The sequence below is a fragment of the Streptomyces sp. NPDC059785 genome, from assembly GCF_042732375.1.
Classification (GTDB): domain Bacteria; phylum Actinomycetota; class Actinomycetes; order Streptomycetales; family Streptomycetaceae; genus Streptomyces.
The window spans coordinates 1-24,824 of the sequence record NZ_JBHWHV010000031.1; the positions used below are offsets into that span (position 1 = coordinate 1).

Below are 24,824 nucleotides of genomic sequence, written 5' to 3' on the forward strand. Positions count from 1 at the left end.
GCCCGCACCCCGATCCGGGGTGCGGGCCCACTCGCGTGTCCGGCCGCAGGCGTACGGCCGGACACGCGCCGCGCGTACGTCATCTGTCCACCGGGACCAGCCTTCCCGGGCCGTTCGCCGTCTCCGAGCGCAGCTTGGTGCGCAGGTCGAGCTGGGCCTGGGACAGGGCACCGGGCCCGGCGCGCGGCGGTACCCCGCGCACCATCGCGCCCGGCGACAGCGGCTCTTCGTAGTGGTCGGGGGCCGTGACCAGCGTGAGTCCCGTGGTGCCGACGAGGAGCGCGGTGAAGGCGACGGCGGCGCGGGTCCAGCGGCGGGCGCGGCGTTCACCGCCGGTGCGTACGACGGTGGGCCGGGCCGCGTGCAGCCGCTCGGCGACCGCCGTCCCGGCGAGGCGGGTCCGCAGGGCCGCCGGGATGTCCAGGCCGGGCAGGCGGGCGGTGACGGCTTGGCGCGCGTACAGCAGCCGGTTGGCCGTGGCGGGCGTGCTCGCCTCCGTCTCGGCGGCGGTCTCCGGCAGATCGAGCCCCACGCCGTCGTACAGCAGCAAAGTGCGCCGCCGGGCGGGCGGCAGGGCGAGGACGGCGGACAGCAGGGCGTGCTCGGCCGGGTCGCCGGGCGGCGCCTCGGGGTGCCGTTGGCGGGGGCGCAGCCGGTGCCAGGGGGAGAGCGCGTACGCGTGGGCCGTCGCCCGTACCCAGCCGGCCGGGTCCCGGTCCACGGCGACCTCGGGCCAGCGCTGCCAGGCCTGCTGGAAGGCCCGCTCCACCGACTCGCACGCCAGCCCGCGCCGCCCGGTGAGCAGATACGCCTGCCGTACGAGGGCCGGGGCGCAGGTCTCGTAGAGCGCGTCGAACGCCTGGGCGGGCGTCAGGGAGGCGGGCAGGGGCGCGGGTTCGGACACGGGCTCGGGCGCAGGTGCGGGCTCGGGCTCGGGCTCGGCTGAAGCCTGCGGCGCCTCGGGCTTCGATGTCTTGGTCTCAGACGCCTTGGTCTTCGACCGTTCGGGCTTCGGTGCTTCGGAGCCGGTGCCTCCATCGGCAGCGGGCTTCGGTGCCGGTGCCGGTGCCGGTGCCGGTGTCTTCGCTGGCGTTGGTGTTGGCGTCGACGCTGCCAGCAGCTTCGCGTACGCCTCCCGCTTGCGGCCGCGCGGTGTCGTGCGACCGGCCTCCCAGCCGCGCACCGTTTCGCGGCTGACGCCCACCTCGGCGGCGACCTGTGCCTGCGACAGGGAACGGGCCTCGCGCAGGCGCCGGCGTTCCCCGGCGGGTGGCAGCGGGATGGCGGGAGGCCGTGTCACAGGGCGCCCCTTGGTCCCCTTGGTGCAAAAAAGTACATAAACGTATCTTGAGCGACACATCCGAGGTTTGCCCGTTACGAGGAGAAAGCGCGTGTCGTTGGCAGCATGGCGCGCGTGACCCAGCTGACCGACCGCCGCCCTTCGCTGCCGCACCTGCTCGCCGCGCTGCGGCGCCTGTCGGCCTCACTGCCGCACAGGCTCGCCCGGATGCGCGACCGTTCGCCCGGACTGGGCACCGGCATGCTCGGCGGTGCCCTCGCCGCGGCGCTCGGCCTCGGTTCGTTCGCCGTACTGGTGATGGTGCTGTGGATCGGTTCGCCGTACCCCGGCAGCGACTCCGACGAGGCGCTGCACATGGTCGCCTCCGTCTGGCTGCTCGCGCACGGCGTCGAACTCGTCCGGAACCACACCCTGTCCGGCGCGCCCGCACCGGTCGGCGTCACCCCGCTGCTGCTCGTCGCGCTGCCCGCCTGGCTGATCCACCGGGCGGCGCGCGACACGGCGGACTCGGTGATCCATCCCCGTACGGCCTGGACGGGTGTGGTCGCGGGATACCTCGGGGTCGGGACCGCCACGGCGGTGTACGCATCGGGCGGGCCGCTGCCCCCCTCCTGGCTCTGGACGCCGTTGTGCCTGCCGCTGCTGACCGCGGTCGCGGCGGCCGTGGGGGTGTGGGCCGCGTACGGACGTCCGCGCGGGGGACCGCCCGCGGACGTGCGGCACGGGTTCGACACCCTGCCGCCGGGCGTACGCCGCTTCGTCACCGCGTCCGAGGAGGCGTCACAGACGCCGCGGCTGCCGGTGGCCTGGCGGGCGGCCGGGGCCGGGGCGGTGGCGCTGGCCGGGGCGGGCGCGCTGCTCGTGGCGGTTTCGCTGGTATGGCACGGCGGGCTCGTCCGGCACTCCTTCGGGCAGCTCACGGAGGTGTGGTCGGGCCGCTTCGGCGTACTGCTGCTCTGTCTGCTCCTCGTGCCGAACGCGGCGGTGTGGGCGGCGGCGTACGGGCTCGGGCCCGGGTTCGTACTGGGCGCGGGGCAGGTGACGACACCGCTGACGGCCGCCGGTCCGCCGACCGCGCTGCCGCCGTTCCCGCTGCTCGCGGCGGTACCGCAGGCCGGTGGTACGCCGTTCGGCTGGGCGGTTCTGGTGGTGCCGCTGGCCGCGGGGGTGGCGGTGGCCCGGTGTGTGGCGCGGGCCGCCGCCGAGGAACCGGCGACGCCCTGGTCCCGGCGGCGGACGCTGCGCGAGGCCGGGGTCGCGGCCGGGCTCTGCGGGCTCGCGTTCGCGCTGCTGGCCGGTGTGGCGGGCGGGCCGCTGGGGGTGGCGGCGCTGTCCGGCCTCGGACCGGTGTGGTGGCAGACGGGTGGCGCGGCGGCAGTGTGGACGGCGGTGATCGGCGGTCCGGCGGCGCTGGTGCTCAGGGAGTGGTGGCTGCGGGCGCCGCGCCTGCGGATGCCGTGGCTACGGGCGCCGTGGCTACGGACTCCGCCGCTGCGTACGCCGCTGTTGCGGGCGACGCTGCGGGGGCGGCGGGGGGAGCGGGAAGGGCGGGACGCGGTCGCCGGGCCAGCGCCCGCCTCGGTACCCGGGTCCGCGCCCGCGCCCGCCTCCGTACCTGTACCCGCTCCTCAGGCCGACGAGGTTTCGAGCGGGGGACGTCTCGGGGCGGTACTGCGCTCCGCCGCGGGGCTCGGGTCGTGGCTCTCCGGGGCGCGGGCGCCCGACGACCCGGACCTCGCGTCGTACGACGTGCTGCCGTCCGCGTCCGACGACATCCCGGGCCGGCGCGAGAACACGTCGCGCCGGGCGGAACCGAGGAAGGCGGCGGCGCCTCAGGCCCAGCCGGCCGGACGGCCGGAGGCCAGCCGGCCGAAAGACACCGACGTGCCGCCGAAACCCTCCGAAGCGCCGGCCTTCACCGGCCCCCCGCACCCCGTCGACCCACCGGACCTCATCGACCCGCCGGACCTTGCCGAAGCCCCGGATTCCATCAACTCACCGGACCCCGTCGACCCGCCGGACCTCGCCGAAGCCCCGGATTCCATCAACTCACCGGATCCCTTCCACCCACCGGACCCCATCGACCCGCCGGACCCCGCCGAAGCGCCAGACGTCACCGAGTCCCCGGAACCGGTGACCGAAGTGCCCGACTCCGACGGCTCGCCCACGCCACCCGCAGCTCCCCCAGCTCGATCCGCTCCACCCGAACTCGCCGTCCCGCCTCTCCCCGCATACCCGCCCAAACCCACCGTCGCCCCCGCCGGTGCCTTCGACCCGCTTCCGCCGTCGGAGCCGCCGTCGGAACCGCCCGCGTCGCCGGACTCCGCCGAGGACTCGGTCTTCTCCGGGCTCTCGATCGACCAGGAGACGAGGGGAACGCGGTGAGGGGAACGCAGTCAGGGAGAGATGCGGCCTCGGTCAGGTGTCGCCCAGCAGTCCCCGCAGCTCCTTGGGCAGCAGGTCGTCGCAGGACTGCTTCGCCGCATTGGTGAGCGCGTCGTTCCGGCAGGTGTAGTAGTCGCTGTAGACCAGTTGGGCGGCGAAGGTCGCCGCGACCATGGCGATGGCCAGGCACGCGGTGACCAGGCCGCTCACCGCGGCGGAGGTCTGCGGCCGGGTGTTCGCGGCCGGGGCGGGCCGGTCCGGGTCCGCGGGGCGCGGCTTGGCGCGGACCGAGCTGACGCCCCAGTACAGGGCCAGCGCGCCGAGCAGCAGGGCGACGTACGGCCAGCTGAAGAGGGCGAAGAAGAACGCCCACATGCCGCAGAGCAGGGAGTAGCGCGCGCGGCGCTGGGCCGGGTCGGTCGGATCCCAGCGCATCCCGGTGCCGGGTCCGCCGGCGCCCCCGTCGGGGCCGTTCTGACCCTGCTGGCCGTTCTGTCCGGCCTGGTGTCCCTGGCCGCGGGGCGCGCCGGGGCGGTCGCCGAAGCCGCCGCCCTGCGCGGGGCCGGGCTGGCGGTCGCTCCACTGGCTGCCCCAGGGCGAACGCCCGCCCTGGCCGGAACCGTCACCGTGCCCCCGGCCGCCTTCGCCCCCGCCGGCCGGTCGCCGCGGCTGCCAGGGCCGGTCCGGCGTGCCCTCCGGCGGCGGCGCGAAGGGGTTGCCGTCCGAGCCCGACGCGTTCCCGCCCCTGTTCGGAGGGTTCGGAGAGTTAGGAGGGTTCGGAGAGTCCGGAGGGGGCGGCGGGTTCGTGTGCGAGGAGTCGCGCCCGTCGGAGGAGCCGCCCCCGTCGTCCGGTCCCGATCCGCCCCCGGGCGTGCCCGCGCCCTCCCGCGAGGACGGCGACGGCGGCGGCGTCCCCCCGTCCGCGCCGGGACGCGAGCCCGGGGGAGAGGGGCGCCCCTCACGCAGCAGGAGCGGAGGGAGTCGGAGACTGCGGTCCGGCATCAGGTGTGCGTCTTCCCCTTGATGGTGCTTCTGAGTGTGCTTCTTGATGGTTCTTCCCGTGGTGCCCCGGCACTCCCCTCGGGCCGGTGCGTGGGCGTTCGTGCCCGTGAACGGTGAACGTCCCGCGTGTGCAGGGCGTTCCCGCCGCCGGACGGCGTGCGCGAATGGATACCCAGCAGACGCTACCTTCCGGCCACGCCCCCGTCCCGCGGGGGCCGTCCGGTGTGCCGGTATCGTTGCTGACGGTCGGCCGGTTCGTAGACTTCCCCGTATCCCGGGGCGCGAAGCATTCGTACGACCGCACAAAGACTCCCCCGAGAAAGGGCCCCGCTGTGGCCAAGGCCAAGCGCCTCGTCGTGCTGGTCTCCGGATCAGGCACGAACTTGCAGGCACTGCTCGACGCCGTCGCGGAGCAGGGCACCGAGGGCTACGGAGCCGAGATCGTGGCCGTCGGCGCGGACCGGGACGGCATCGCGGGCCTGGAGCGCGCGCGCCGGGCCGGGCTGCCGGTCTTCGTCCGGCGGGTCAAGGAGTACGAGACCCGCGAGGCGTGGGACGCGGCGCTCGCCGGGGCGACGGCCGCGTACGAGCCGGACCTGGTCGTCTCGGCGGGGTTCATGAAGATCGTGGGCAAGGAGTTCCTCGCCCGGTTCGGCGGGCGGTTCGTGAACACGCACCCCGCCCTGCTGCCCAGTTTTCCCGGAGCCCACGGCGTGCGGGACGCGCTCGCGTACGGCGCCAAGGTCACCGGATGCACCGTCCACTTCGTCGACGACGGCGTCGACACCGGCCCGATCATCGCCCAGGGCGTGGTCGAGGTCCGGGCGGAGGACTACGAGGACGAAGGTGCCGCTCTGCACGAGCGCATCAAGGAAGTCGAGCGAAGGCTGCTCGTCGATGTCGTGGGGCGGCTCGCCCGCAACGGCTATCGCATCGAGGGACGAAAGGTACTTATCCCGTGACCGCCGAAGAAACGACCGCCGCTCCCCAGGATCAGCAGACGGACGGCAAGCGCCCCGTCCGCCGCGCGCTCGTCAGCGTCTACGACAAGACCGGCCTCGAAGAGCTGGCGCGCGGGCTGCACGACGCCGGTGTCGAGCTGGTCTCCACCGGCTCCACCGCCGCGCGGATCGCCGCCGCCGGTGTGCCGGTCACCAAGGTCGAGGAGCTCACGGGCTTCCCCGAGTGCCTGGACGGCCGGGTCAAGACCCTGCACCCCAAGGTCCACGCGGGCATCCTCGCCGACCTGCGGCTGCCCGACCACGAGCGGCAGCTCGCCGAGCTGGGCGTCGAGCCGTTCCAGCTCGTCGTCGTCAACCTCTACCCGTTCCGTGAGACGGTCGCCTCCGGCGCCTCGGACGACGAGTGCGTGGAGCAGATCGACATCGGCGGCCCGTCCATGGTCCGCGCCGCCGCCAAGAACCACCCCTCCGTCGCCGTGGTCACCAGCCCCGCCCGGTACGCCGACGTGCTCGCCGCGGTCGGCGACGGCGGCTTCGACCTCACCTCGCGCAAGCGGCTCGCGGCCGAGGCGTTCCAGCACACCGCCGCGTACGACGTCGCCGTCGCCTCCTGGTTCGCCGACGGCTACGCGGCCGCCGACGACAGCGGCTTCCCCGACTTCACCGGCCAGACCTACACCCGCAAGAACACCCTGCGCTACGGCGAGAACCCGCACCAGGGCGCGGCCCTGTACGTCGACGGCACCGGCGGCCTCGCCGAGGCGGAGCAGCTGCACGGCAAGGAGATGTCGTACAACAACTACACGGACACGGATGCCGCGCGCCGTGCCGCGTACGACCACGACGAGCCGTGCGTCGCGATCATCAAGCACGCCAACCCGTGCGGTATCGCGGTCGGCGCGGACGTCGCCGAGGCGCACCGCAAGGCGCACGCCTGCGACCCGCTCTCCGCGTTCGGCGGGGTCATCGCCGTGAACCGGCCGGTCAGCAAGGAGCTGGCCGAGCAGGTCGCGGAGATCTTCACCGAGGTCATCGTCGCCCCCGGCTACGAGGACGGCGCTCTCGAAGCCCTGACCAAGAAGAAGAACATCCGGGTGCTGCGCGCCGGACAGGCGCCCGCCGACCCGGTCGAGCTGAAGCGGATCGACGGCGGCGCGCTGCTCCAGGTCACCGACCGGCTCCAGGCCGACGGCGACGACCCCGCCACCTGGACGCTCGCCACCGGTGACGCCCTGGACGAGGCGGAGCTGGCGGAGCTGGCCTTCGCCTGGCGGGCCTGCCGCGCCGTGAAGTCGAACGCGATCCTGCTCGCCAAGGACGGCGCCTCGGTCGGCGTCGGCATGGGCCAGGTCAACCGGGTCGACTCCGCGAAGCTGGCGGTGGAGCGGGCCGGCGCCGAGCGCGCCCGCGGTTCCTACGCCGCCTCCGACGCGTTCTTCCCGTTCCCCGACGGTCTGGAGATCCTGACCGGGGCCGGGGTGAAGGCCGTGGTCCAGCCCGGTGGTTCGGTCCGCGACGAGCTGGTGGTCGAGGCCGCGAAGAAGGCGGGCGTCACGATGTACTTCACGGGGACGCGCCACTTCTTCCACTGACCGGTTCCGGCGGCGGACGCCGGAAACATCAGGATCGCCGGAAACACCAGGGCCGTGCCTCTCCCGGAAGCGGGACGAGGCACGGCCCTTGGTGTTCACGGACGCGAAGCGGCCCGCGGGACGCTGCGTATCAGACTGCGGTGCGTATCAGACCGCGGTGCGTATCAGACTGCGGATCAGTACCGCGGACGGTTGAACCAGGCGGCGCCGTCGGACTTGCCGACGAACACGGCGACGAGGATCGCCAGCACGGTGTGCGCCAGGCCGATGACGATGAACGGGTAGATGCCCAGGATCGCCGTGAGGATCGCGAAGACCATGATGGTGACGCGGATGCCGTTGGCGCCGCTGCCGACCTTCACGCCGAGCCAGATGGCGAGGACGCCCCAGATCAGGACCGCGACCGTGAAGCCCCACAGGACACCGGACGAGTAGTCGGCGAGCTGCTGGAACTGGACGTCGTCCTTGAGGGTCTCGTCGTTCTTCGCGGCCGAGACGGCGATGGCGGACAGCGCGAACAGGATGGCGCCGAGCACCTGGAGACCGCCGATGACGAAGAGCATCACGCGCGCGGCCTTCACCCCGCCCGGGATCTCCGTCGGGGCACCGCCGGGGTAACCGCCGTAACCCTGCTGGCCGAGCGGCGGGGCCTGCGGGTAGCCGTAGGCGGGCTGGCCGGGCTGCTGCGGGGCGCCGCCCTGCGGGTATCCGTAGTTGGGCTGGCCCTGGGCCGGGTAGCCGGGCTGCTGGCCCTGCGGGGGGCCGTAGGGGTTGTTCGCGTCGCCGTAACTCATGGCGGTTCTTCCTCCGATGCCTCTGCGGGGACGATCGCGGCAGGGTGCGGAGGAGAGTTCAACAGAGCGGTCCGTCCCCCCGGTACTGCCCGCGGCACTGTCCGCTCATCGTTCTAAAAGGCTCGCGCATTTGTCCAGCCGCAATCCAAATGTGTTGTGCAAGTGCAACATCACCGATCACCAGGGCGGACCTGATTGGAACCGGGGCCGGTCCATCCGGGAGGATGGGGCCATGACCGCCCAGATTCTCGATGGCAAGGCCACCGCAGCCGCGATCAAGTCCGATCTGACCGCCCGCGTGGCGGCCCTGAAGGAGAAGGGCGTCACGCCCGGCCTGGGGACCGTCCTGGTCGGCGAGGACCCCGGCAGCCAGAAGTACGTAGCGGGCAAGCACCGCGACTGCGCCCAGGTGGGCATCGCGTCCATCCAGCGCGAACTGCCCGCGACCGCCACGCAGGAGGAGATCGAGGCGGTCGTCCGTGAGCTCAACGAGGACCCGGCCTGCACCGGCTACATCGTCCAGCTCCCGCTGCCCAAGGGCATCGACGAGAACCGCATCCTCGAACTGATGGATCCGGACAAGGACGCGGACGGACTGCACCCGATGAACCTCGGGCGGCTGGTCCTGAACGAGCCGGCGCCGCTGCCCTGCACCCCGAACGGCGTGCTCACCCTGCTCCGTCAGTACGGGGTCGAGACCAAGGGCGCCGAGGTCGTGGTCGTCGGCCGCGGGGTGACCATCGGACGCTCGATGCCGCTGCTGCTCACCCGGCGGTCCGAGAACGCGACGGTGACCCAGTGCCACACGGGTACGCGTGACCTCTCCGCCCACCTCAAGCGGGCCGACATCATCGTCGCCGCGGCGGGCTCCGCGCACCTGATCAGGCCCGAGGACGTGAAGCCGGGCGCGGCCGTCCTCGACGTCGGCGTCTCGCGCAACGCCGACGGCAAGATCGTCGGCGATGTCCACCCGGGCGTCGCCGAGGTCGCCGGCTTCATCTCCCCGAACCCGGGCGGTGTCGGCCCGATGACCCGCGCACAGCTGCTCGTCAACGTGGTCGAGGCGGCGGAGCGCAGTGTCGGCTGACGGCAACGGCAACGGCAACGGCGAGAACGTACGCGGCAGCGCGGGCAAGGGCACGGGCAAGAGCACGGGTACGGGCAAGGGCACGGGTACGGGTACGGGTACGGACGTCTCGGTCAAAGCCGGTGACGCGGACGCCACGGACGCCACGGACGCGCGGCAGACGAACGAGAAGCCCGCGCCGGACGCGAAGGGGTCGCCCGTGCCGGACGCGAAGGGGTCGCCCGCGCCGGACGCGAACGGTTCGCTGGTGCCTGACGCGAACGGGGAGCCCTCCGTGCGTGACGCGATCAGCGCGCCCGACGCGCAGGGCAGGCCCCGCCGTGTCACGCGCCGCTTCCCGCTGTTCACCCGGGACACCGCGCGGCCCGAGGGCGGCGGCCGCGCGGCGGACCGGACCGCGCCGGCGCCCGCCCGCCAGTGGCCGATCCTCGCCGTGCTGTCGGCGGTCGCCCTCGGACTGCTGCTCACCGCGCTCGACCTGACGCGGCTCGGCACCATCCTCGTCGGGGCCGCGCTGCTCGCCGGTGCGGCGCTGCGCTGGATGATGCCCGACGTGGGCATGCTCGCGGTCCGCTCCCGCTTCACCGACATGCTCACGTACGGGGTGCTGGGCCTGGCGATCGTGCTGCTCGCGATGATGGCCCAGCCGAAGCCCTGGCTGGAGATCCCGCTGCTCGACGACACCCTGCACTTCACCATCAAGTAGCGGATCACGAACGTACGGTGGCCCGCGCCTTCCGGAGAGGGAGAAGGCGCGGGCCACCGTTCTTTCCGTGCGTCTCCGTGTGGGACGAGGCTTCCCGGTGCCCCAGGGGCGGTCACTCGGTGCGCCTCGGCGGAGACCACCGCGGTCCGTCCCCTCCCCCGAGTAAGGACGGGCCGCGGCGGGGCGGGTGTGCCGCCCGGGAACCACACTCATGCACGATGAACAGCCTGTTCAACACCTGGCAGTTGCCTGTGGCACGGAAGTGACCGTTCCGCTATGGTGTCCGCGCCCCGCAACGATCATGTCCTCGCGACGTCCTCGTCACGTCCCCGCGCCCGCCCCCGCGGTCCGCCCCCGCGCCCGTCCTCACGGGCGTGCGACGGCGCGTGCTCCGACCTGAATGCTCCTGTGCGCCCTGCCCCCGGGAACCGCGATCCCGGGCCGGGGCATCCCTCTGGGTAGCCAGAACGGGGACCCGGAGACCGGGACCCCGGGCGGCGGGCGGCACCGCGCGGAAGGATCGTCAAGCACGCACGGGGGGAATGAGGGGGGAAGCAATGCCTCGTTGGAGGGCCTTGCCGGAGGAACTCGACCCACAGGTGAGGGAGTTCGCCAGTCAACTGCGCCGGCTCGTCGACCGCAGCGGTCTGAGCATCGCCTCGGTGGCCGACCGCACGGGCTACAGCAAGACGTCCTGGGAGCGTTATCTGAACGGCCGGCTGCTCGCGCCCAAGGGCGCGATCGTCGCGCTGGCCGAGGTCACCGGCACCAACCCGATGCATCTGACCACCATGTGGGAGCTGGCCGAACGCGCCTGGAGCCGTTCGGAGATGCGGCACGACATGACCATGGAGGCGATCCGGATATCCCAGGCGCGGGCGGCGCTCGGGGAGTTCGGCGCGCCGCCCGCGACCGGCAGGCAGACCCGCAGGGGCGGCGGTACGACGGCCAGGCCCGGCGTCGCCGGACCCGCCGGGGTGTCACCGACGATCCCGCCCCAGCCGTCGGCCCCGAAGACGGCGGACTCCTCGCCGTACGGGGCGTCGTCATCCGGGACACCCGCCTACGGAGCACCCGCGTACGGGGCTTCGGCACACGGCGGCGCGGCTCACGGCGGCGCTGCGTACGGCGCCTCCGCTCACCAGGCGGACGCGGGGCACCAAAGCCGTTCCCGGGGCGGGGCGGGTGGTGCAGGCGCGGCGGTCGACGGGTCCGCGCACGCCGGTGGCCGGGGGGCCGCCGCGGCGCCGTCGGACCCGTCGGGGCCCGCGGGCCGTCCCGCGTCCGCCGGTCCGCCCGCGGGCTCCGGGCCGCCCGGCGGCGGGCGCGGGCGACGGGCCGTCATGTTTCTCACGGGTGCCGTCGGCGCGCTGGCGGTGATCGCGGCGGCCGTGTTCTTCATCGCCCCGGACCACGACAAGGACAAGAGGACCGAGGGCACGCCCGGGAAGCCCGCCCCCACCGCGAGCCGGAACCCCGACCTGCCGGCCGGGGTGAAGTGCAGCGGCGAGGGCTGCACCGGCAAGGACCCGGAGACCATGGGCTGCGGCGGCGAACTGGCGACGACCAGCACCAGCGCCACCGTCGGCGGCGCGCTCGTGGAGGTCCGCTACAGCAGGACCTGCGCCGCGGCCTGGGCCCGGATCACCCGGGCCGCGCCCGGCGACACGGTCTCCGTCTCCGCGGGCAGCGGGGCTGCGGGCCGGACCGGCACGGTCGGGACGAACGGCGACACCGACGCGTACACGCCGATGGTGACCGTGAAGGACGCCACCGACGCGAAGGCCTGCGCCACCCTCGCGACGGGCCGGAAGGGCTGCACGAAGTAGCCCACGGCGGCCGGGCGGCGGCCGGTCCGCGGGAGCCGGGATCTGTGAACGCCGCGGTCGGAGTCCGTAAAAACGTGTGCCGGTGGGGCATGTACCTCGGGCGGATGGGCAGACGGACGGTTACCCCCACGGGATCCGGTTCGCGTCCGGGAGCACGATCCCCCTTCCGGACCCTTCCGGTTACCCATCGGCGGCCGTCCTCCCACCTCTCCCGGACGGGCGGCCGCCCCGGGCGTACGCAGGGGCGGAGCGCCGAAAGGGCGCTGTGGGGCGGGCCACACGAGACCCGGCCGTCCGGGATCGTGGATGCGCGATAGCCTGACCGCGGATCTCTTGACGCCGAGAGATCGATCATCTGCACCTCCGATCGATCAGCGCGGCGGCAGGCGCCGGTCACCCGGTGGGCGGCGCGGGATCCTGCACCCGGGGCAGGGACGCCCCACCGCCTGCTGTCATACGGAGAACGCCATGACCCGCACTCCCGTGAACGTCACCGTCACCGGCGCGGCCGGCCAGATCGGTTACGCCCTGCTCTTCCGCATCGCCTCCGGCCAGCTGCTCGGCGCGGACGTGCCGGTCAAGCTGCGCCTCCTGGAGATCACGCCCGCGCTCAAGGCCGCCGAGGGCACGGCCATGGAGCTCGACGACTGCGCCTTCCCGCTGCTCCAGGGCATCGAGATCACCGACGACCCGAACGTGGCCTTCGACGGCGCCAACGTCGGTCTGCTCGTCGGCGCCCGCCCCCGTACCAAGGGCATGGAGCGCGGCGACCTCCTGGAGGCCAACGGCGGCATCTTCAAGCCGCAGGGCAAGGCCATCAACGACCACGCCGCGGACGACGTCAAGATCCTCGTCGTCGGCAACCCGGCCAACACCAACGCCCTGATCGCCCAGGCCGCCGCCCCGGACGTACCGGCCGAGCGCTTCACCGCCATGACCCGCCTGGACCACAACCGCGCGCTGACCCAGCTCGCGAAGAAGACGGGCACCTCGGTCGCCGACATCAAGCGTCTGACCATCTGGGGCAACCACTCCGCCACCCAGTACCCCGACATCTTCCAGGCCACGGTCGCCGGCAAGAACGCCGCCGAGGTCGTGAACGACGAGAAGTGGCTGGCCGAGGAGTTCATCCCGACCGTCGCCAAGCGCGGTGCCGCGATCATCGAGGCCCGTGGCGCGTCCTCCGCCGCCTCCGCCGCGAACGCCGCCATCGACCACGTGCACACCTGGGTCAACGGCACCGCCGAGGGCGACTGGACCTCCATGGGCATCCCGTCGGACGGCTCCTACGGCGTCCCGGAGGGCCTGATCTCCTCCTTCCCGGTCACCACGAAGAACGGCACGTACGAGATCGTCCAGGGCCTGGAGATCAACGACTTCTCCCGCGCCCGCATCGACGCCTCCGTCAAGGAGCTCGAGGAGGAGCGCGAGGCGGTCCGCGGCCTCGGCCTCATCTGAGCCGGCCCCCGGCCTTCTTCGGCCCCCGTCCGGGATCCCCGGGCGGGGGCCGGCGTATGCGTCCAGACAGTGCCTACGGCGCGTGCGTACGGAAAGTACGTATCGAACGTACGTGCTTTGTCGGTGGATAACCCTCCGCAACGGGAGTAACCCTCGCTATCGTCGTGACGTACGGCCCGCCACGGGGAAGCCGGTAAAGCCGGTGGGCCGGGGGCAGAGCGGCGGGGGTGGTCCCGTTGACGGGATCGAATCGGCGGTACGCGCACAGCGAGGCGACACGGCTGTTGTGCGCCGGGGTGCATCTGGACACGGTCTTCCGGGCGCGCGTCCTGGACGAACTCGTGGGACACGAGGAACGCCCCGCGCCGCCGTCCCTCGGCGTCGACGTGGTCTCGGTGTTCACGCACGCGCTGCGGGCGCGCCGGCAGGAGGCGGCGGCCGCGCTCGTCCTGACCGGCATCTGGGCCGGCTACTTCCTGGTGGAGTACGCCCTCGCGCGCCACGACACGGCCCCCGCCGCCGGGAGTTTCGAGACCGGTGACACGGGCGGTGACGTCTTCGGCACGGGGGTGCTGCTCGGCGTCACCCCGGTCCTGTTCTACGCGGGCGTCTGCTTCCTGCTGTACAGCGCGCGGGCGGCGAACGGCTCGGGTCTGACCATGTATCCGGCCAGCCGCTCGGACCTGGTCCGGCTGCGGCTGCCCCGCCGCGCGACGGCCCGGGGCCTGACCCTGATGGCCCGCGCGGCGGAGATCGCCTACGTGGTGTACGCGGTGCGCCGGCTGCCCGACGACCCGTTCGCCCTGCTCTTCCCGCTGGCGGTCGTCTTCGTCGTCGGCGTCCACCGCGCCCAGCTCACCGAGGTCATGCGCCGTGAACTGGCCCGCGACGTCTTCCCGGCCACGCCCGCGGCGCTGCCCTCGGGCAACGCGCGCGCCTCCCGGATCGCCCGCGCCGTCCTGACGGAACAGCACGCCGCCGTCGCGCTCTACGACGCCCACCGCCCGTTCGTCGGCGCGGGGAAGCCGTACGAGCCCTGGTCGTTCGCCATGGAGATCACCGCCGCCAAGAAGATCGGGGATCTCGGCAGCGCCGCAGGTCTCAAGAACGGTGACGGCCCTCGTCGGGACGGTGCGGACGCCCGGGTGCAGCTCACCAACCGGCAGATCATCGACCTCGTCCGGCCCAAGCTGGAGGAGCTGAGGACATCGGCGGCGCGCGACAGCCGGGACCGGCTCGGCGCGCTGGAGATCGACGAGTTCGTCTACCTGCCGTCGGGCGTGAGCCGCCACGGGGGCGTGTACGGGGCCGAGTCGGCGCGGCTGCACCTCGACGGGGCGGTGGACGAGGGCGGCGAGGCGCGCCGGCACTTCCTGCGGGTCCGCATCGGCGCCTGGGACGAGGAGGTCGTCGTCTCGGTCCTGGTCCGGGTGCACACCCAGGGCCGGATGCTGGTCCTGGAAGTGGTGCCGCACGTGCTGGGGCCGGTCACCGAGGACTACCGGCGCGCGGATCTCATCGCGGCCCACCGGGACGGCGACGCGCCGCGCGAGATCGTGCGGACCCTGCTGACCGGCCCGGCGACCAGTGTCGTCGCGGGCGTCTCCGGCCTGCACATCGTCGTCCAGTACGTGCGCACCTGGCTGACCCGGCCCGAACAGGCGCCGCCCGACGCCCCGCTCGCGTCCGTACGGGAGCTCGGCAGCACGGACAGCCTGTCGCTCTTCCAGGAGATGGACGTCAGCCGCTACATCAAGACCGTCGAGGACCGCATCGCCAGCGGTGTGCGCGAGGCCCTGCGCAGCCACGGCTGCGACACCGGCGAGTTCGAGCAGAACATCGTGAACGTCGCGGCGGGCGGCCAGTTCATCGGGCAGATGAGCGGCGGCACCGCGGTGGGCCGGATCAGCAAGAGCGCCGTCGCCATGGGCAGCGGCGGCGCCTCGTACACGGAAGGGGCCACGGGATGAGCGAGGGCACGGCAGGGCCGGGGCCGCGGATCGGGCGGATCGACCGCAGCGCCGTCAGCTTCGGCGAGCACGGCAGCGCGGCGTACCACGAGGGGCCGCGCGCGGCCGCCGCCGACCCGGCGACCGCGGAACTCCTCGAAGCCGTCCGCACGCTGCGCGAGCATCTGCGGCTGCTGACGGCGACGGACGACACGGCTGCGCTCGACGGCGAACTGGCCACCGTACAGGGCGAGATCGAGCAGACCGGGCAGGTGGATCCGGGCCGGCTCGGACGGCTGCGGCAGCGTCTGGAGACCGCCGCGGCGGCGGTGGCGGGACTGGCGTCGGCGGCGGCCGTGGTGCAGGTGATCGCAGAGCTGGCCGGTTAGCCGGCCGGGCCGCCCGCGGGAGGGCGGGGCAAGGGGGACGAGATGAGGCAGCGGTGGGACGCCGACCGGCAGCGGTGGGTGGACGACGACGGCGAGGAGCCGCGGGCCACCGGCAGCGGGAACGGGAGCGGGAGCGGGGGCAGTACCGGGAACGGGGACAGGCACGGGGACAGGGACAGGAACGGGGACAGGAACGGGGACGGTTCAGGAAGTACGGGGGGCCGTACGGGCGGAACAGGTGCGGGCGGGAGTGCGGGCGGGCCCGGGTATACAGCGGCGGACCAGCGGCAGTGGTGGGCGTCGGCGCAGACCCAGTCCGCGCTGTCCCGCCCGGATCTGACTTCGCCGGACCCGTCCCGCCCGGACCTGCCCTCCCCGGAGGGGCTTTCGTCCGGGCCGCCGGGGCCGCCGGGACCGCTTGTGTCGCCCGAGCCGTCGCCGTCACCCTCGCGGCCGCCCTCGCCCGGCGGTTCCTACCGGTCGACGGCCGTGGTCGTGGCCGCCGCGCTGCTCGCGGGTGCCGTCGCGGGCGGGGTGTGGGCGCTGACCCGGGACGACGACTCCGGGAACCGGGACGCCTCCGGGGGCACCACCCCGTCGGTGACGGTCACGGCCACCGCGCCCCCGTCGGACGACACCGGTGCGCCGCAGGACACGCTCGGCGGGTCCGAATCGCCCCTGGCGTCCGCGTACGCGTCCCCGTCACCCGGCTTCAGCCGGTCGGTGGACGGCCTCGGCTTCACGGTCGACGTGCCCGAGGGCTGGACCCGCACGGTGGATCCGCGCGGGGACAAACCGCCGGTCGTCCACTACACCGCCCCGGGCGGGGACGCGGAGCTGGAGATGTTCGAGCTCCAGGAGCCCAGTCCGGCCGATTCGCTCGACCAGGCCGAGAACGACCCGTCGTTCGGGTTCGGGACCCGGCTGCACGGCTACCAGGCCGTCGACCGGGAGGCGGGCACCGACTGGGCCGAGCTCACCTACCGCTACGACGACGTGGAGGACGGTCCCACCGAGGTCGTCGACCACCGCTTCACGGCCGCGGACGGCACGTCGTACGCGATCCGTTCGATCGGGGCCGAGGGGACCGACGTGGCGACGCCGTCGCAGATCGCGGTGGGCTCCTTCTGCCCGTCCGGCGCGGCCTGCACCGTCCAGTGACGACGCGGGCGCCGCGTACTTGGGGGCTCAGGGGTGCAGGCGCTTCTCGAACCAGTGGGCCGCGTAGACGTTGTCGTCGTAGCGGGGGATCTCGGTGTAGCCGCACGACCGGTACATGGCCTGGGCCTCGGTGAGGACCGCGTGGGTGTCGAGCCGCACGGTGCCGTAGCCGCGCGCGACGGCCTGCCGCTCCAGCTCCACGAGCATCCGCCGGGCCAGCCCGAGCCGCCGCCCCTGCGGACGCACCCACACATGACGGATCTCGCCGACCCCGGCCGCCAGCCGCCGCAGCGCCCCGCAGCCCACCGGCCGCCCCTCCTCGTACGCGACGACGAACGCGCCGGTGCGCCCGGACACCTCGGCGGGGCGGACCAGGGCCGCGGGGTCGAAGCCCTCGGGAAACCGGGCGTCGATGTCCGCCGCGTACGCCGCGAGACAGGCCCGGGCGTCGCGGGAGGCGCCGTCGACCACCTCGACGGTGATGCCGGCCAGGCGCAGCAGCCGCTCGGTCACGGCGACGGCGGCGGTGAGCCGGCCGCGCTGCGCCGCGTCGAGCCCGCCGAGCAGGCGCTCGGCGAAGCCGTCGGCCCGCCGGTTCTGCTCGGCCACCTCCGCGCGGCCGTCGTCCGTCAGCTCGGCGACCCGCAGTCTGCTGTCCCCGGAGTGCACCCGTACCCGTACCAGCCCCTGTGCCTGGAGCGTCTTGACCAGGCGGCTCACATAGCCGGCGTCCAGGCCGAGCCGGACGCGCAGGTCCCGCAGCGAGGTGCCGTCCCCGATCTCGAACAGCAGCCGGGCCTCGCCGAGGGGCCGGTCCTGCCCGAGGTAGTGGTCGTCGAGCACGCCGATCCGCCGGGTGAAGTAGCGGTTGAAGCGCCGCAGCGCCCGTACGTCGTCCGCCGACACGTGGTCCGCTCGGCCCGCTGAAACCGTCCCCATATTTCTTTGACCCTAGTCAAAGGAAACGGCGAGTGTCCATCAGGATCAGTGACACCCCGCACTTTCGGCCATCCGGCCGCATGCATCGCGGGCGGAAGGGCAGGTGCTCACGACCCCGGACGGTGAACAGGTGTCCACGCGGGGTCGGAGAGGGCCATGGGAAGCCATGGAACAGGAGCGGAGGGCGTGCCGGGCATGGCGAGCGATACCGACGGACGACAGGCGGAGCAGACCGTCCACGCGGGCGGGCGGTGGTCGGCGGCCGCGTCCGGCGCCACCCGCGACATCCTCGACCCCGCGGACGCGCGGCCGTTCGCCGTGGTGGCCGAGGGCGACGAGCGGGACGCGGACGCCGCCGTCGAGGCCGCCCGCCGCGCCTTCGACGAGGGCACCTGGCCGGGCACGCCCGTCGCCGAACGCGCCGCGCTGCTGCGCCGCGTGGCGGACCTGCTCGTGCGCGACCGCGAGGAGCTGGGCCTGCTGGAGAGCCGTGACGCGGGCAAGACGGTGGAGGAGGGGCGCGTCGACGTCGACTGCGTCGCCGACGCCTTCCGCTACTTCGCCGATCTGGTGGTGGGGGAGGGCGCGGGACGGGTCGTGGACGCGGGCTCCGACACCGTGCACAGCGTCGTCGTACACGAACCGGTGGGTGTCTGCGCCCTGATCACTCCCTGGAACTACCCGCTCCTGCAAGCGAGTTGGAAGATCGCGCCGGCCCTCGCGGCGGGCAACACCTTCGTCGTCAAGCCGAGCGAGATCACCCCGCTGACGACGGTCGCCCTGGTGGAGCTGCTGGCCGAGGCCGGGCTGCCCGACGGCGTCGCCAACCTCGTCACCGGGCCCGGCCACTCCGTCGGCGCCCGGCTGGCCGCGCACCCCGCCGTCGACCTCGTCTCCTTCACCGGCGGGCTGGTCAGCGGCACCAAGGTCGCCGAGGCCGCCGCCCCGGGCGTCAAGAAGGTCGCCCTCGAACTCGGCGGCAAGAACCCCAACGTGGTCTTCGCCGACGCCTGCGCGACCGAAGAGGGCTTCGACACCGCCGTGGACCAGGCGCTCAACGCCGCGTTCATCCACAGCGGCCAGGTCTGCTCGGCCGGCTCCCGGCTCATCGTCGAGGAGTCCGTGCGCGAGCGCTTCGTCGCCGAACTCGCCCGCCGGGCCGCCCTGATCAGGCTCGGCCGCGGTACGGAGGACGGCGTCAAGTGCGGGCCGCTCGTCTCGGAGCGGCAGCGGGAGAGGACCGAGGAGTACGTCGCCTCCGCGCTCGCCGAGGGAGCGGTGCTGCGCACCGGCGGCAGGCGCCCCGAGCCGTCCGAAGCGCGCCCCGCCACCGGCTACTTCTACGAGCCGACCGTCCTCGACCGCTGCCACCGCGGGATGAGGGTCGTGCGCGAGGAGGTCTTCGGGCCCGTCCTCACCGTCGAGACCTTCCGCACCGAGGACGAGGCCGTCGCGCTCGCCAACGACACCGAGTACGGGCTCGCGGGCGCCGTCTGGACCGCCGACGCGGGCCGCGCCCGCCGGGTCGCCGGACGGCTGCGCCACGGCACCGTGTGGATCAACGACTTCCACCCTTATCTCCCGCAGGCGGAGTGGGGCGGCTTCGGCAAGAGCGGCGTGGGGCGCGAACTCGGCCCCGCGGGTCTGGCCGAGTACCGCGAAACCAAGCACATTTACCAGAACCTCGCGCCGCGCCCGGTGCGCTGGTTCGCCGGCTGATCCGCCCGTCTCGGCCGGTCGGCCGCCCGTCTCCGCCCGCTGACCGCCTGTCTCCGCCCGCCGACCGCCCGTCTCCGCCCGCCGACCGCCCGTCTCCTTCCAGCTCCAGCTCCAGCGAGGAGTACCCCTACATGACCCAGCACGCCATGCCCGAACCCGGGACCACGTACGACTACGTCGTCGTCGGTGGTGGTACCGCCGGCTCCGTCATCGCCTCCCGGCTGACCGAGACCCCGGACGTCACGGTCGCCGTCATCGAGGGCGGCCCCAGTGACGTGGGCCGCGACGACGTCCTCACCCTCCGCCGCTGGATGGGCCTGCTCGGCGGGGAACTGGACTACGACTACCCGACCACCGAGCAGCCGCGCGGCAACTCGCACATCCGGCACAGCCGCGCCCGCGTGCTCGGCGGCTGCTCGTCCCACAACACGCTCATCGCCTTCAAGCCGCTGCCGTCCGACTGGGACGAGTGGGAGGCGGCGGGCGCCGCGGGCTGGGGCGCGGTGCCGATGGAGGTGTACTACGCGCGGCTGCTCAACAACATCGTTCCGGTCGGCGAGAAGGACCGGAACGCCATCGCCCGTGACTTCGTCGACGCCGCGCAGAGCGCGCTCGGGGTGCCGCGGATCGAGGGCTTCAACGAGAAGCCGTTCACCGAGGGCGTCGGCTTCTTCGACCTGGCCTACCACCCCGAGGACAACAAGCGCTCCAGCGCGTCCGTGGCGTATCTGCACCCCGTCATGGACGAGCGGCCGAATCTGACGATCCTGCTGGAGACCTGGGCGTACCGGCTGGAGATCGAGGGGGACCGGGCCGTGGGCGTGCGGGTGCGCGGCAAGGACGGTACGGAGACCCTGGTGCGGGCCCGGAACGAGGTCCTGCTGTGCGCGGGCGCCGTGGACTCGCCGCGGCTGCTGCTGCACTCCGGCATCGGGCCCGCCGGGGACCTGGAGCGGCTCGGCATACCCGTCGTCCACGACCTGCCCGGCGTCGGCGAGAACCTGCTCGACCACCCCGAGTCGGTGATCGTCTGGGAGACGCACGGCCCGATCCCGGACAACTCGGCGATGGACTCCGACGCGGGCCTGTTCGTCCGGCGGGGCGCGGACGACCGGGACGGTCCGAACCACGATCGGGACCGCGATCCGGGGCCCGACCTGATGTTCCACTTCTACCAGATACCCTTCACCGACAACCCCGAGCGGCTGGGTTACGAACGGCCCGCGCACGGCGTCTCGATGACCCCGAACGTCCCCAAGCCGCGCAGCCGCGGCCGGCTCTACCTGACCAGCGCCGACCCGGCCGAGAAGCCCGCCCTCGACTTCCGGTACTTCACGGACGAGGACGACTACGACGGCCGTACGCTCGTCGACGGCATCAAGATCGCCCGCGAGGTCGCCAAGGCCGAGCCGCTCGCCGGCTGGCTCAAGCGCGAGGTCTGCCCCGGGCCCGGCATCACGGACGACGAGGAACTCAGCGCCTACGCCCGGCACGTGGCGCACACCGTCTACCACCCGGCGGGCACCTGCCGGATGGGCGACGGCGACGACCGGCTGGCCGTGGTCGACCCCGAGCTGCGCGTGAGGGGCCTTCAGGGGATCCGGATCGCCGACGCGTCCGTCTTCCCGACGATGCCCGCCGTGAACCCGATGATCGGGGTGCTCATGGTCGGCGAGAAGTGCGCCGACCTGGTCGGACAGGAACACGCTGAACTGGTCGGGAGTGATGCGCGATGACCATGACCCAGCAGGCGCCCGAGGTGCCGCCGAGCCGCGGGGGCGGCGCGGACGCGGCGCCCGTGTTCTCCGTACGCGAGCTGTGGAAGGTCTTCGGCCCGAAGGCCGAACGGGTCCCCGCCGACCCGGAACTCGCCGCGCTCACCCCCGCCGAGCTGCGCTCCCGCACCGGCTGTACGGCCGCCGTCCGCGACGTCGGCTTCGACGTGCGCAAGGGCGAGGTCTTCGTTGTCATGGGCCTGTCCGGATCGGGCAAGTCCACGCTCGTGCGCTGCCTCACCCGGCTCATCGAGCCCACCTCGGGGCGGCTGGAGATCGACGGCGAGGACGTCCTCGCCATGGACAAGGGCCGGCTGCGCGAGCTGCGCCGGCACCGGGCCGCGATGGTCTTCCAGCACTTCGGCCTGCTGCCGCACCGCTCCGTCCTCGACAATGTCGCGTACGGCCTGGAGATCCAGGGCGTCCCGCGCGCCGAACGCCGCGAACGGGCCGCCGCGGTCGTCGCCAAGGTCGGGCTCGACGGCCTCGAACAGCGCAGGCCCGGCCAGCTCTCCGGCGGCCAGCAGCAGCGGGTGGGTCTCGCTCGTGCCCTCGCCGTCGACCCCGAGGTGCTGCTCTTCGACGAGCCGTTCAGCGCGCTGGATCCGCTGATCCGGCGCGACATGCAGGAGGAGGTCGTCCGGCTGCACCGCGAGGAGGGCCGCACGATGGTCTTCATCACCCACGACCTGAACGAGGCGTTGCGGCTCGGCGACCGGATCGCCCTCATGCGCGACGGCCGGATCGTGCAGCTCGGCACCCCCGAGGAGATCGTCGGCTCGCCCGCCGACGACTACGTCCGCGAGTTCGTCCGCGACGTGCCGCGCGAACAGGTCCTGACCGTGCGTACGGCGATGCGGTCCGCGTCCGCGGAGGAGGCGGGGCGCGGTCCCGCGGTGGCCCCCGACGCCACGGTCTCCGAGGCCATCGAGGCCGTCGCCCGCTCGGGCTGCGCCGCCCGCGTCGTCGACTCCGGCCGCTGCCTGGGAGTCGTCGACTCGGAGGCGCTGCTCGGGGTGGTGGCGGGCAGGGAGGGAACGGCGCCTGCGGTGGCGGGCACGGCGGCGGGCACGGACGGACCCGCCACCGCGCCGGGGGCGCACGGCACGGCGACGGCGACGGAGCCGGCGGGCCCTGCCGCCGGCACCCTGGGCGCCGCGCGCGCGGAGGCTGCGGGAGTGCCGGTGGCCGCGCCCGGCGGGGCTGCCGGCGAGTCCGCCGGTGAGCCTGCGGCCGACCTGGCCAACCCGGCCGACCCGGCCGGCACGTCCGGCGGCAAGTCCGCCGGTTCTGCCGGTTCCGGGCCGGCGGGCTCTGCCGCCGACACCGACGACGCGGGCGCCGCGCGCGCCGCTGAGCCCGGGGACGCCGGCGGCGCCGCCGGTTCCGCCGACACCGCGGGCGCCGCGCGCGCGGAGGCTGCGGGAGTGCCGGTGGATGCGGAAGTGTTGGTGCTCGCGCCCGACGGGACTGCTGGCGGAGCCACTGGTGAGCCCGCCGGTGAGTCGGCGGCCGATCCGGCTGGCAGGTCCGGCGGCAAGTCCGCCGGTGCCGCCGGTTCCGCCGACACCGCGGGCGCCGCGCGCGCGGAGGCTGCGGGAGTGCCGGTGGATGCGGAAGTGTTGGTGCCCGCGCCCGACGGGACTGCTGGCGGAGCCACCGGTGAGCCCGCCGGTGAGCCCGCTGGTGAGTCCGCCGGTGAGCCCGCGGCCGACCAGGCCGACCAGGCCGACCAGGCCGGCAAGTCCGCCGGTTCCCGTTCCGCCGGTTCCGCCGGTTCCGGTGTCGGTTCCGTCGGTGAGGAGGTCGGCTGATGGCTGCCGTCTCTTCGGCCGTCGTTGCTGCCGGGGGCGCCGGGCCGGTGCGGTGGCTGGTTCGGCGGCCGGTCGCCGGGAAGTTGCTGGTGCTGGCCGTCGCCGCCGCCGTACTGGTTCCGGTCGTCAATGCACGGTGGGCGAGCGGGAGTTGGCCCGGGGCGCTGACCGTCGACCTCGGCGGCCCGCTCGGCAGAGCCAGCGACTGGATCATCGACAACCGGGACAGCCACCCGCTGTTCCTCTACTTCCTCGGGTACGTCAGCAACGCCGTCGTCCTGTCCGTCCGCGCCGTCTACCTGGTGCTGCTCGCGGCCGGGTGGGCGGGCGTGACCGCGGTGGCCGCCGCCGTCGCCTGGCGCACGGCCGGGGCCCGGCTCGCCTGCGGCACGGCCCTCGCGTTCCTCGCCTGCGGACTGCTCGGCATGTGGGTGCCCACCATGCAGACGCTGGCCCTCATGGTGGTCGCCGTCCTCGTCTCCGTCGTGCTCGGCCTGCTGCTCGGCCTCGCGGCGGGCCTGTCCGACCGCATCCACCGGGCGCTGCGCCCCGTCCTCGACACCATGCAGGTGCTGCCCGCGTTCGCGTACCTGCTCCCCGTCGTCCTGGTCTTCGGCATCGGCGTGCCCGCGGCCGTCCTGGCCACCGTCGTGTACGCCGCCCCGCCGATGGCCCGGCTCACCGCGCTGGGCCTGCGCGGCGCCGACGCCGGGGTGATGGAGGCCGTCGCCTCGCTCGGCGCCACCGCACGGCAGCGCCTGCTGACCGCCCGGCTCCCGCTGGCCCGCGGGGAGATCCTGCTCGGCCTCAACCAGACGATCATGATGGCGCTGTCCATGGCGGTCATCGCCTCCGTGATCGGCGCGGGCGGCCTCGGCGACCGCGTCTACCAGGCGCTCGCCTCCGTCGACGTGGGCGCCGCGCTCGCCGCGGGCATCCCCATCGTGCTGCTCGCCGTCGTCCTCGACCGGGTGACCGGCGCGGCGGGGGAGCGGCTGGGCGACCCGGACCACGACAGGGGCGCCGCGTCCTGGGCGTACGCGGGGCTCGCCGCCGTGGCCGTCGCGGTCGCCGGTCGGCTCCTCGGCCGGCTCGACTGGCCCTCCGGCTGGGTCGTGCACATCGCCGAGCCGGTCAACAGCGCCGTCGACTGGATGACGGACCACCTCTACTCCGGCGTCCCGTACGTCGGCGGCACCGCCGACTGGGCGGGCCGCTTCACCACCTGGGTGCTCGATCCGCTGCGGGACGGTCTGCTGTGGCTGCCCTGGTGGGCGGTGCTCCTGATCGTCGCCGCGCTCGCCTGGGTGATCGGTACCTGGCGCACCGCGCTCACCGCCGTCCTCGCGACGGCCGCGATCGGCGTGCTCGGCGTGTGGGAACCGTCCCTCGACACCCTCTCCCAGGTGCTCGCGGCCGTCGCCGTTACCCTCGTCCTCGGCTTCGCGACCGGGATCGCGGCGGCCCGCAGCGAACGGGTCGAGCGGCTGCTGCGGCCGGTCCTCGACGTCTTCCAGACGATGCCGCAGTTCGTGTACCTCATCCCGGTGGTCGCGCTGTTCGGTATCGGGCGCGCGCCCGCCGTGGCCGCGGCCGTCGTGTACGCGCTGCCCGCCGTCGTCCGCATCACCACGCAGGGCCTGCGCGCGGTCGACCCGGCCGCGCTGGAGTCGGCCCGCTCGCTCGGCGCCACCGGCGGGCAGCAGCTGCGGCAGGTCCAACTGCCGCTGGCCCGCCCGGCGTTGCTGCTCGCCGTCAACCAGGGCGTCGTCCTGGTCCTCGCCGTCGTCATCATCGGCGGCCTCGTCGGCGGCGGCGCGCTCGGCTACGACGTCGTCTTCGGCCTCGCCCAGGGCGATCTGGCCACCGGTCTGGTGGCGGGCTCGGCGATCGTCTGCCTCGGTCTGATGCTCGACCGGGTGACCCAGCCGACGGACCGCCGCACCAGGAAGGGAGCGTGAGC

17 protein-coding genes and 1 pseudogene are annotated in these 24,824 nt (G+C 73.8%); 14 read left to right on the forward strand and 4 right to left on the reverse strand.

Translation table 11 applies throughout. The annotated features are described in order from the left end of the window. Nucleotides 1-79 precede the first annotated feature (79 nt). A complete protein-coding gene (locus tag ACFV6E_RS23135) occupies nucleotides 80-1,300 on the reverse strand; it encodes a helix-turn-helix domain-containing protein (RefSeq protein ID WP_385464233.1) in 1,221 nt (406 codons plus the stop codon). 114 nt (nucleotides 1,301-1,414) lie between these two features. On the opposite strand from ACFV6E_RS23135, the gene ACFV6E_RS23140 reads away from it, so the two are divergent. Further along, nucleotides 1,415-3,685 carry a DUF6350 family protein gene (locus ACFV6E_RS23140; protein WP_385464236.1) on the forward strand — a complete coding sequence of 757 codons (2,271 nt, stop codon included), beginning with the start codon at nucleotides 1,415-1,417 and terminating at the stop codon, nucleotides 3,683-3,685. A gap of 33 nt (nucleotides 3,686-3,718) precedes the next feature. Here ACFV6E_RS23140 and ACFV6E_RS23145 read toward each other — a convergent pair whose 3' ends face one another. Then, a complete protein-coding gene (locus ACFV6E_RS23145; RefSeq protein WP_385464239.1) occupies nucleotides 3,719-4,687 on the reverse strand; it encodes a hypothetical protein in 969 nt (322 codons plus the stop codon). A gap of 332 nt (nucleotides 4,688-5,019) precedes the next feature. Between ACFV6E_RS23145 and purN the strand changes: the two genes are divergently transcribed. Both purN and purH read left to right on the forward strand, forming a co-directional pair. After that, nucleotides 5,020-5,649: a phosphoribosylglycinamide formyltransferase gene (purN, locus tag ACFV6E_RS23150; protein WP_385172661.1), complete on the forward strand. Its 630-nt coding sequence runs from the start codon at nucleotides 5,020-5,022 to the stop codon at nucleotides 5,647-5,649. After that, the gene (gene purH / locus ACFV6E_RS23155; RefSeq protein ID WP_385464242.1) at nucleotides 5,646-7,241 is read left to right on the forward strand and encodes a bifunctional phosphoribosylaminoimidazolecarboxamide formyltransferase/IMP cyclohydrolase; all 1,596 of its coding nucleotides are present in this window, start codon (nucleotides 5,646-5,648) and stop codon (nucleotides 7,239-7,241) included. The genes purN and purH overlap by 4 nt, the downstream gene beginning before the upstream one ends. Nucleotides 7,242-7,417: 176 nt before the next feature. Here purH and ACFV6E_RS23160 read toward each other — a convergent pair whose 3' ends face one another. Continuing rightward, a complete protein-coding gene (locus tag ACFV6E_RS23160; RefSeq protein ID WP_385464245.1) occupies nucleotides 7,418-8,035 on the reverse strand; it encodes a proline-rich domain-containing protein in 618 nt (205 codons plus the stop codon). A gap of 232 nt (nucleotides 8,036-8,267) precedes the next feature. Here ACFV6E_RS23160 and ACFV6E_RS23165 point away from each other — a divergent pair, with 232 nt between their 5' ends. The 7 genes from ACFV6E_RS23165 to ACFV6E_RS23195 all read left to right on the forward strand — a co-directional run bounded on the left by ACFV6E_RS23165 (nucleotide 8,268) and on the right by ACFV6E_RS23195 (nucleotide 16,614). Next, entirely contained in the window at nucleotides 8,268-9,122 is an 855-nt protein-coding gene (locus ACFV6E_RS23165; RefSeq protein ID WP_385464248.1) for a bifunctional methylenetetrahydrofolate dehydrogenase/methenyltetrahydrofolate cyclohydrolase, read from the forward strand. Nucleotides 9,123-9,366: 244 nt separating this feature from the next. Then, nucleotides 9,367-9,828 (forward strand): DUF3017 domain-containing protein, encoded by a 462-nt coding sequence (locus ACFV6E_RS23170; RefSeq protein WP_385172673.1) that lies wholly within the window; start codon nucleotides 9,367-9,369, stop codon nucleotides 9,826-9,828. A gap of 557 nt (nucleotides 9,829-10,385) precedes the next feature. After that, on the forward strand, nucleotides 10,386-11,657 hold the full coding sequence (locus tag ACFV6E_RS23175) for an XRE family transcriptional regulator (RefSeq protein WP_385464251.1): 1,272 nt from the start codon (nucleotides 10,386-10,388) through the stop codon (nucleotides 11,655-11,657). Nucleotides 11,658-12,125: 468 nt separating this feature from the next. After that, nucleotides 12,126-13,115, forward strand: a complete 990-nt coding sequence (locus ACFV6E_RS23180) for a malate dehydrogenase (RefSeq protein WP_385172647.1) — start codon at nucleotides 12,126-12,128, stop codon at nucleotides 13,113-13,115. Between the two features lie 236 nt (nucleotides 13,116-13,351). Beyond that, nucleotides 13,352-15,085: a hypothetical protein gene (locus ACFV6E_RS23185; RefSeq protein ID WP_385172644.1), complete on the forward strand. Its 1,734-nt coding sequence runs from the start codon at nucleotides 13,352-13,354 to the stop codon at nucleotides 15,083-15,085. Further along, entirely contained in the window at nucleotides 15,082-15,453 is a 372-nt protein-coding gene (locus ACFV6E_RS23190; RefSeq protein ID WP_385172642.1) for a hypothetical protein, read from the forward strand. Before ACFV6E_RS23185 ends, ACFV6E_RS23190 begins: the two co-directional genes overlap by 4 nt. A gap of 420 nt (nucleotides 15,454-15,873) precedes the next feature. Continuing rightward, nucleotides 15,874-16,614: a hypothetical protein gene (locus tag ACFV6E_RS23195; RefSeq protein WP_385464254.1), complete on the forward strand. Its 741-nt coding sequence runs from the start codon at nucleotides 15,874-15,876 to the stop codon at nucleotides 16,612-16,614. A 27-nt stretch (nucleotides 16,615-16,641) separates the two neighbouring features. Here ACFV6E_RS23195 and ACFV6E_RS23200 read toward each other — a convergent pair whose 3' ends face one another. After that, complete coding sequence (locus ACFV6E_RS23200; protein WP_385464257.1) at nucleotides 16,642-17,553, reverse strand: GNAT family N-acetyltransferase; 912 nt, start codon at nucleotides 17,551-17,553, stop codon at nucleotides 16,642-16,644. A 195-nt stretch (nucleotides 17,554-17,748) separates the two neighbouring features. Between ACFV6E_RS23200 and ACFV6E_RS23205 the strand changes: the two genes are divergently transcribed. From ACFV6E_RS23205 to ACFV6E_RS23220, 4 genes and pseudogenes are all read left to right on the forward strand, one after another. Continuing rightward, nucleotides 17,749-19,272: an aldehyde dehydrogenase family protein gene (locus tag ACFV6E_RS23205; protein WP_385464260.1), complete on the forward strand. Its 1,524-nt coding sequence runs from the start codon at nucleotides 17,749-17,751 to the stop codon at nucleotides 19,270-19,272. A 131-nt stretch (nucleotides 19,273-19,403) separates the two neighbouring features. Further along, nucleotides 19,404-21,008: a GMC family oxidoreductase gene (locus tag ACFV6E_RS23210; RefSeq protein ID WP_385464263.1), complete on the forward strand. Its 1,605-nt coding sequence runs from the start codon at nucleotides 19,404-19,406 to the stop codon at nucleotides 21,006-21,008. A 2-nt stretch (nucleotides 21,009-21,010) separates the two neighbouring features. Then, nucleotides 21,011-22,177, forward strand: a pseudogene (locus ACFV6E_RS23215) (glycine betaine/L-proline ABC transporter ATP-binding protein); the annotation flags it as partial. Nucleotides 22,178-22,860: 683 nt separating this feature from the next. Further along, complete coding sequence (locus tag ACFV6E_RS23220) at nucleotides 22,861-24,822, forward strand: ABC transporter permease (RefSeq protein ID WP_385464266.1); 1,962 nt, start codon at nucleotides 22,861-22,863, stop codon at nucleotides 24,820-24,822. Nucleotides 24,823-24,824 lie beyond the last annotated feature (2 nt).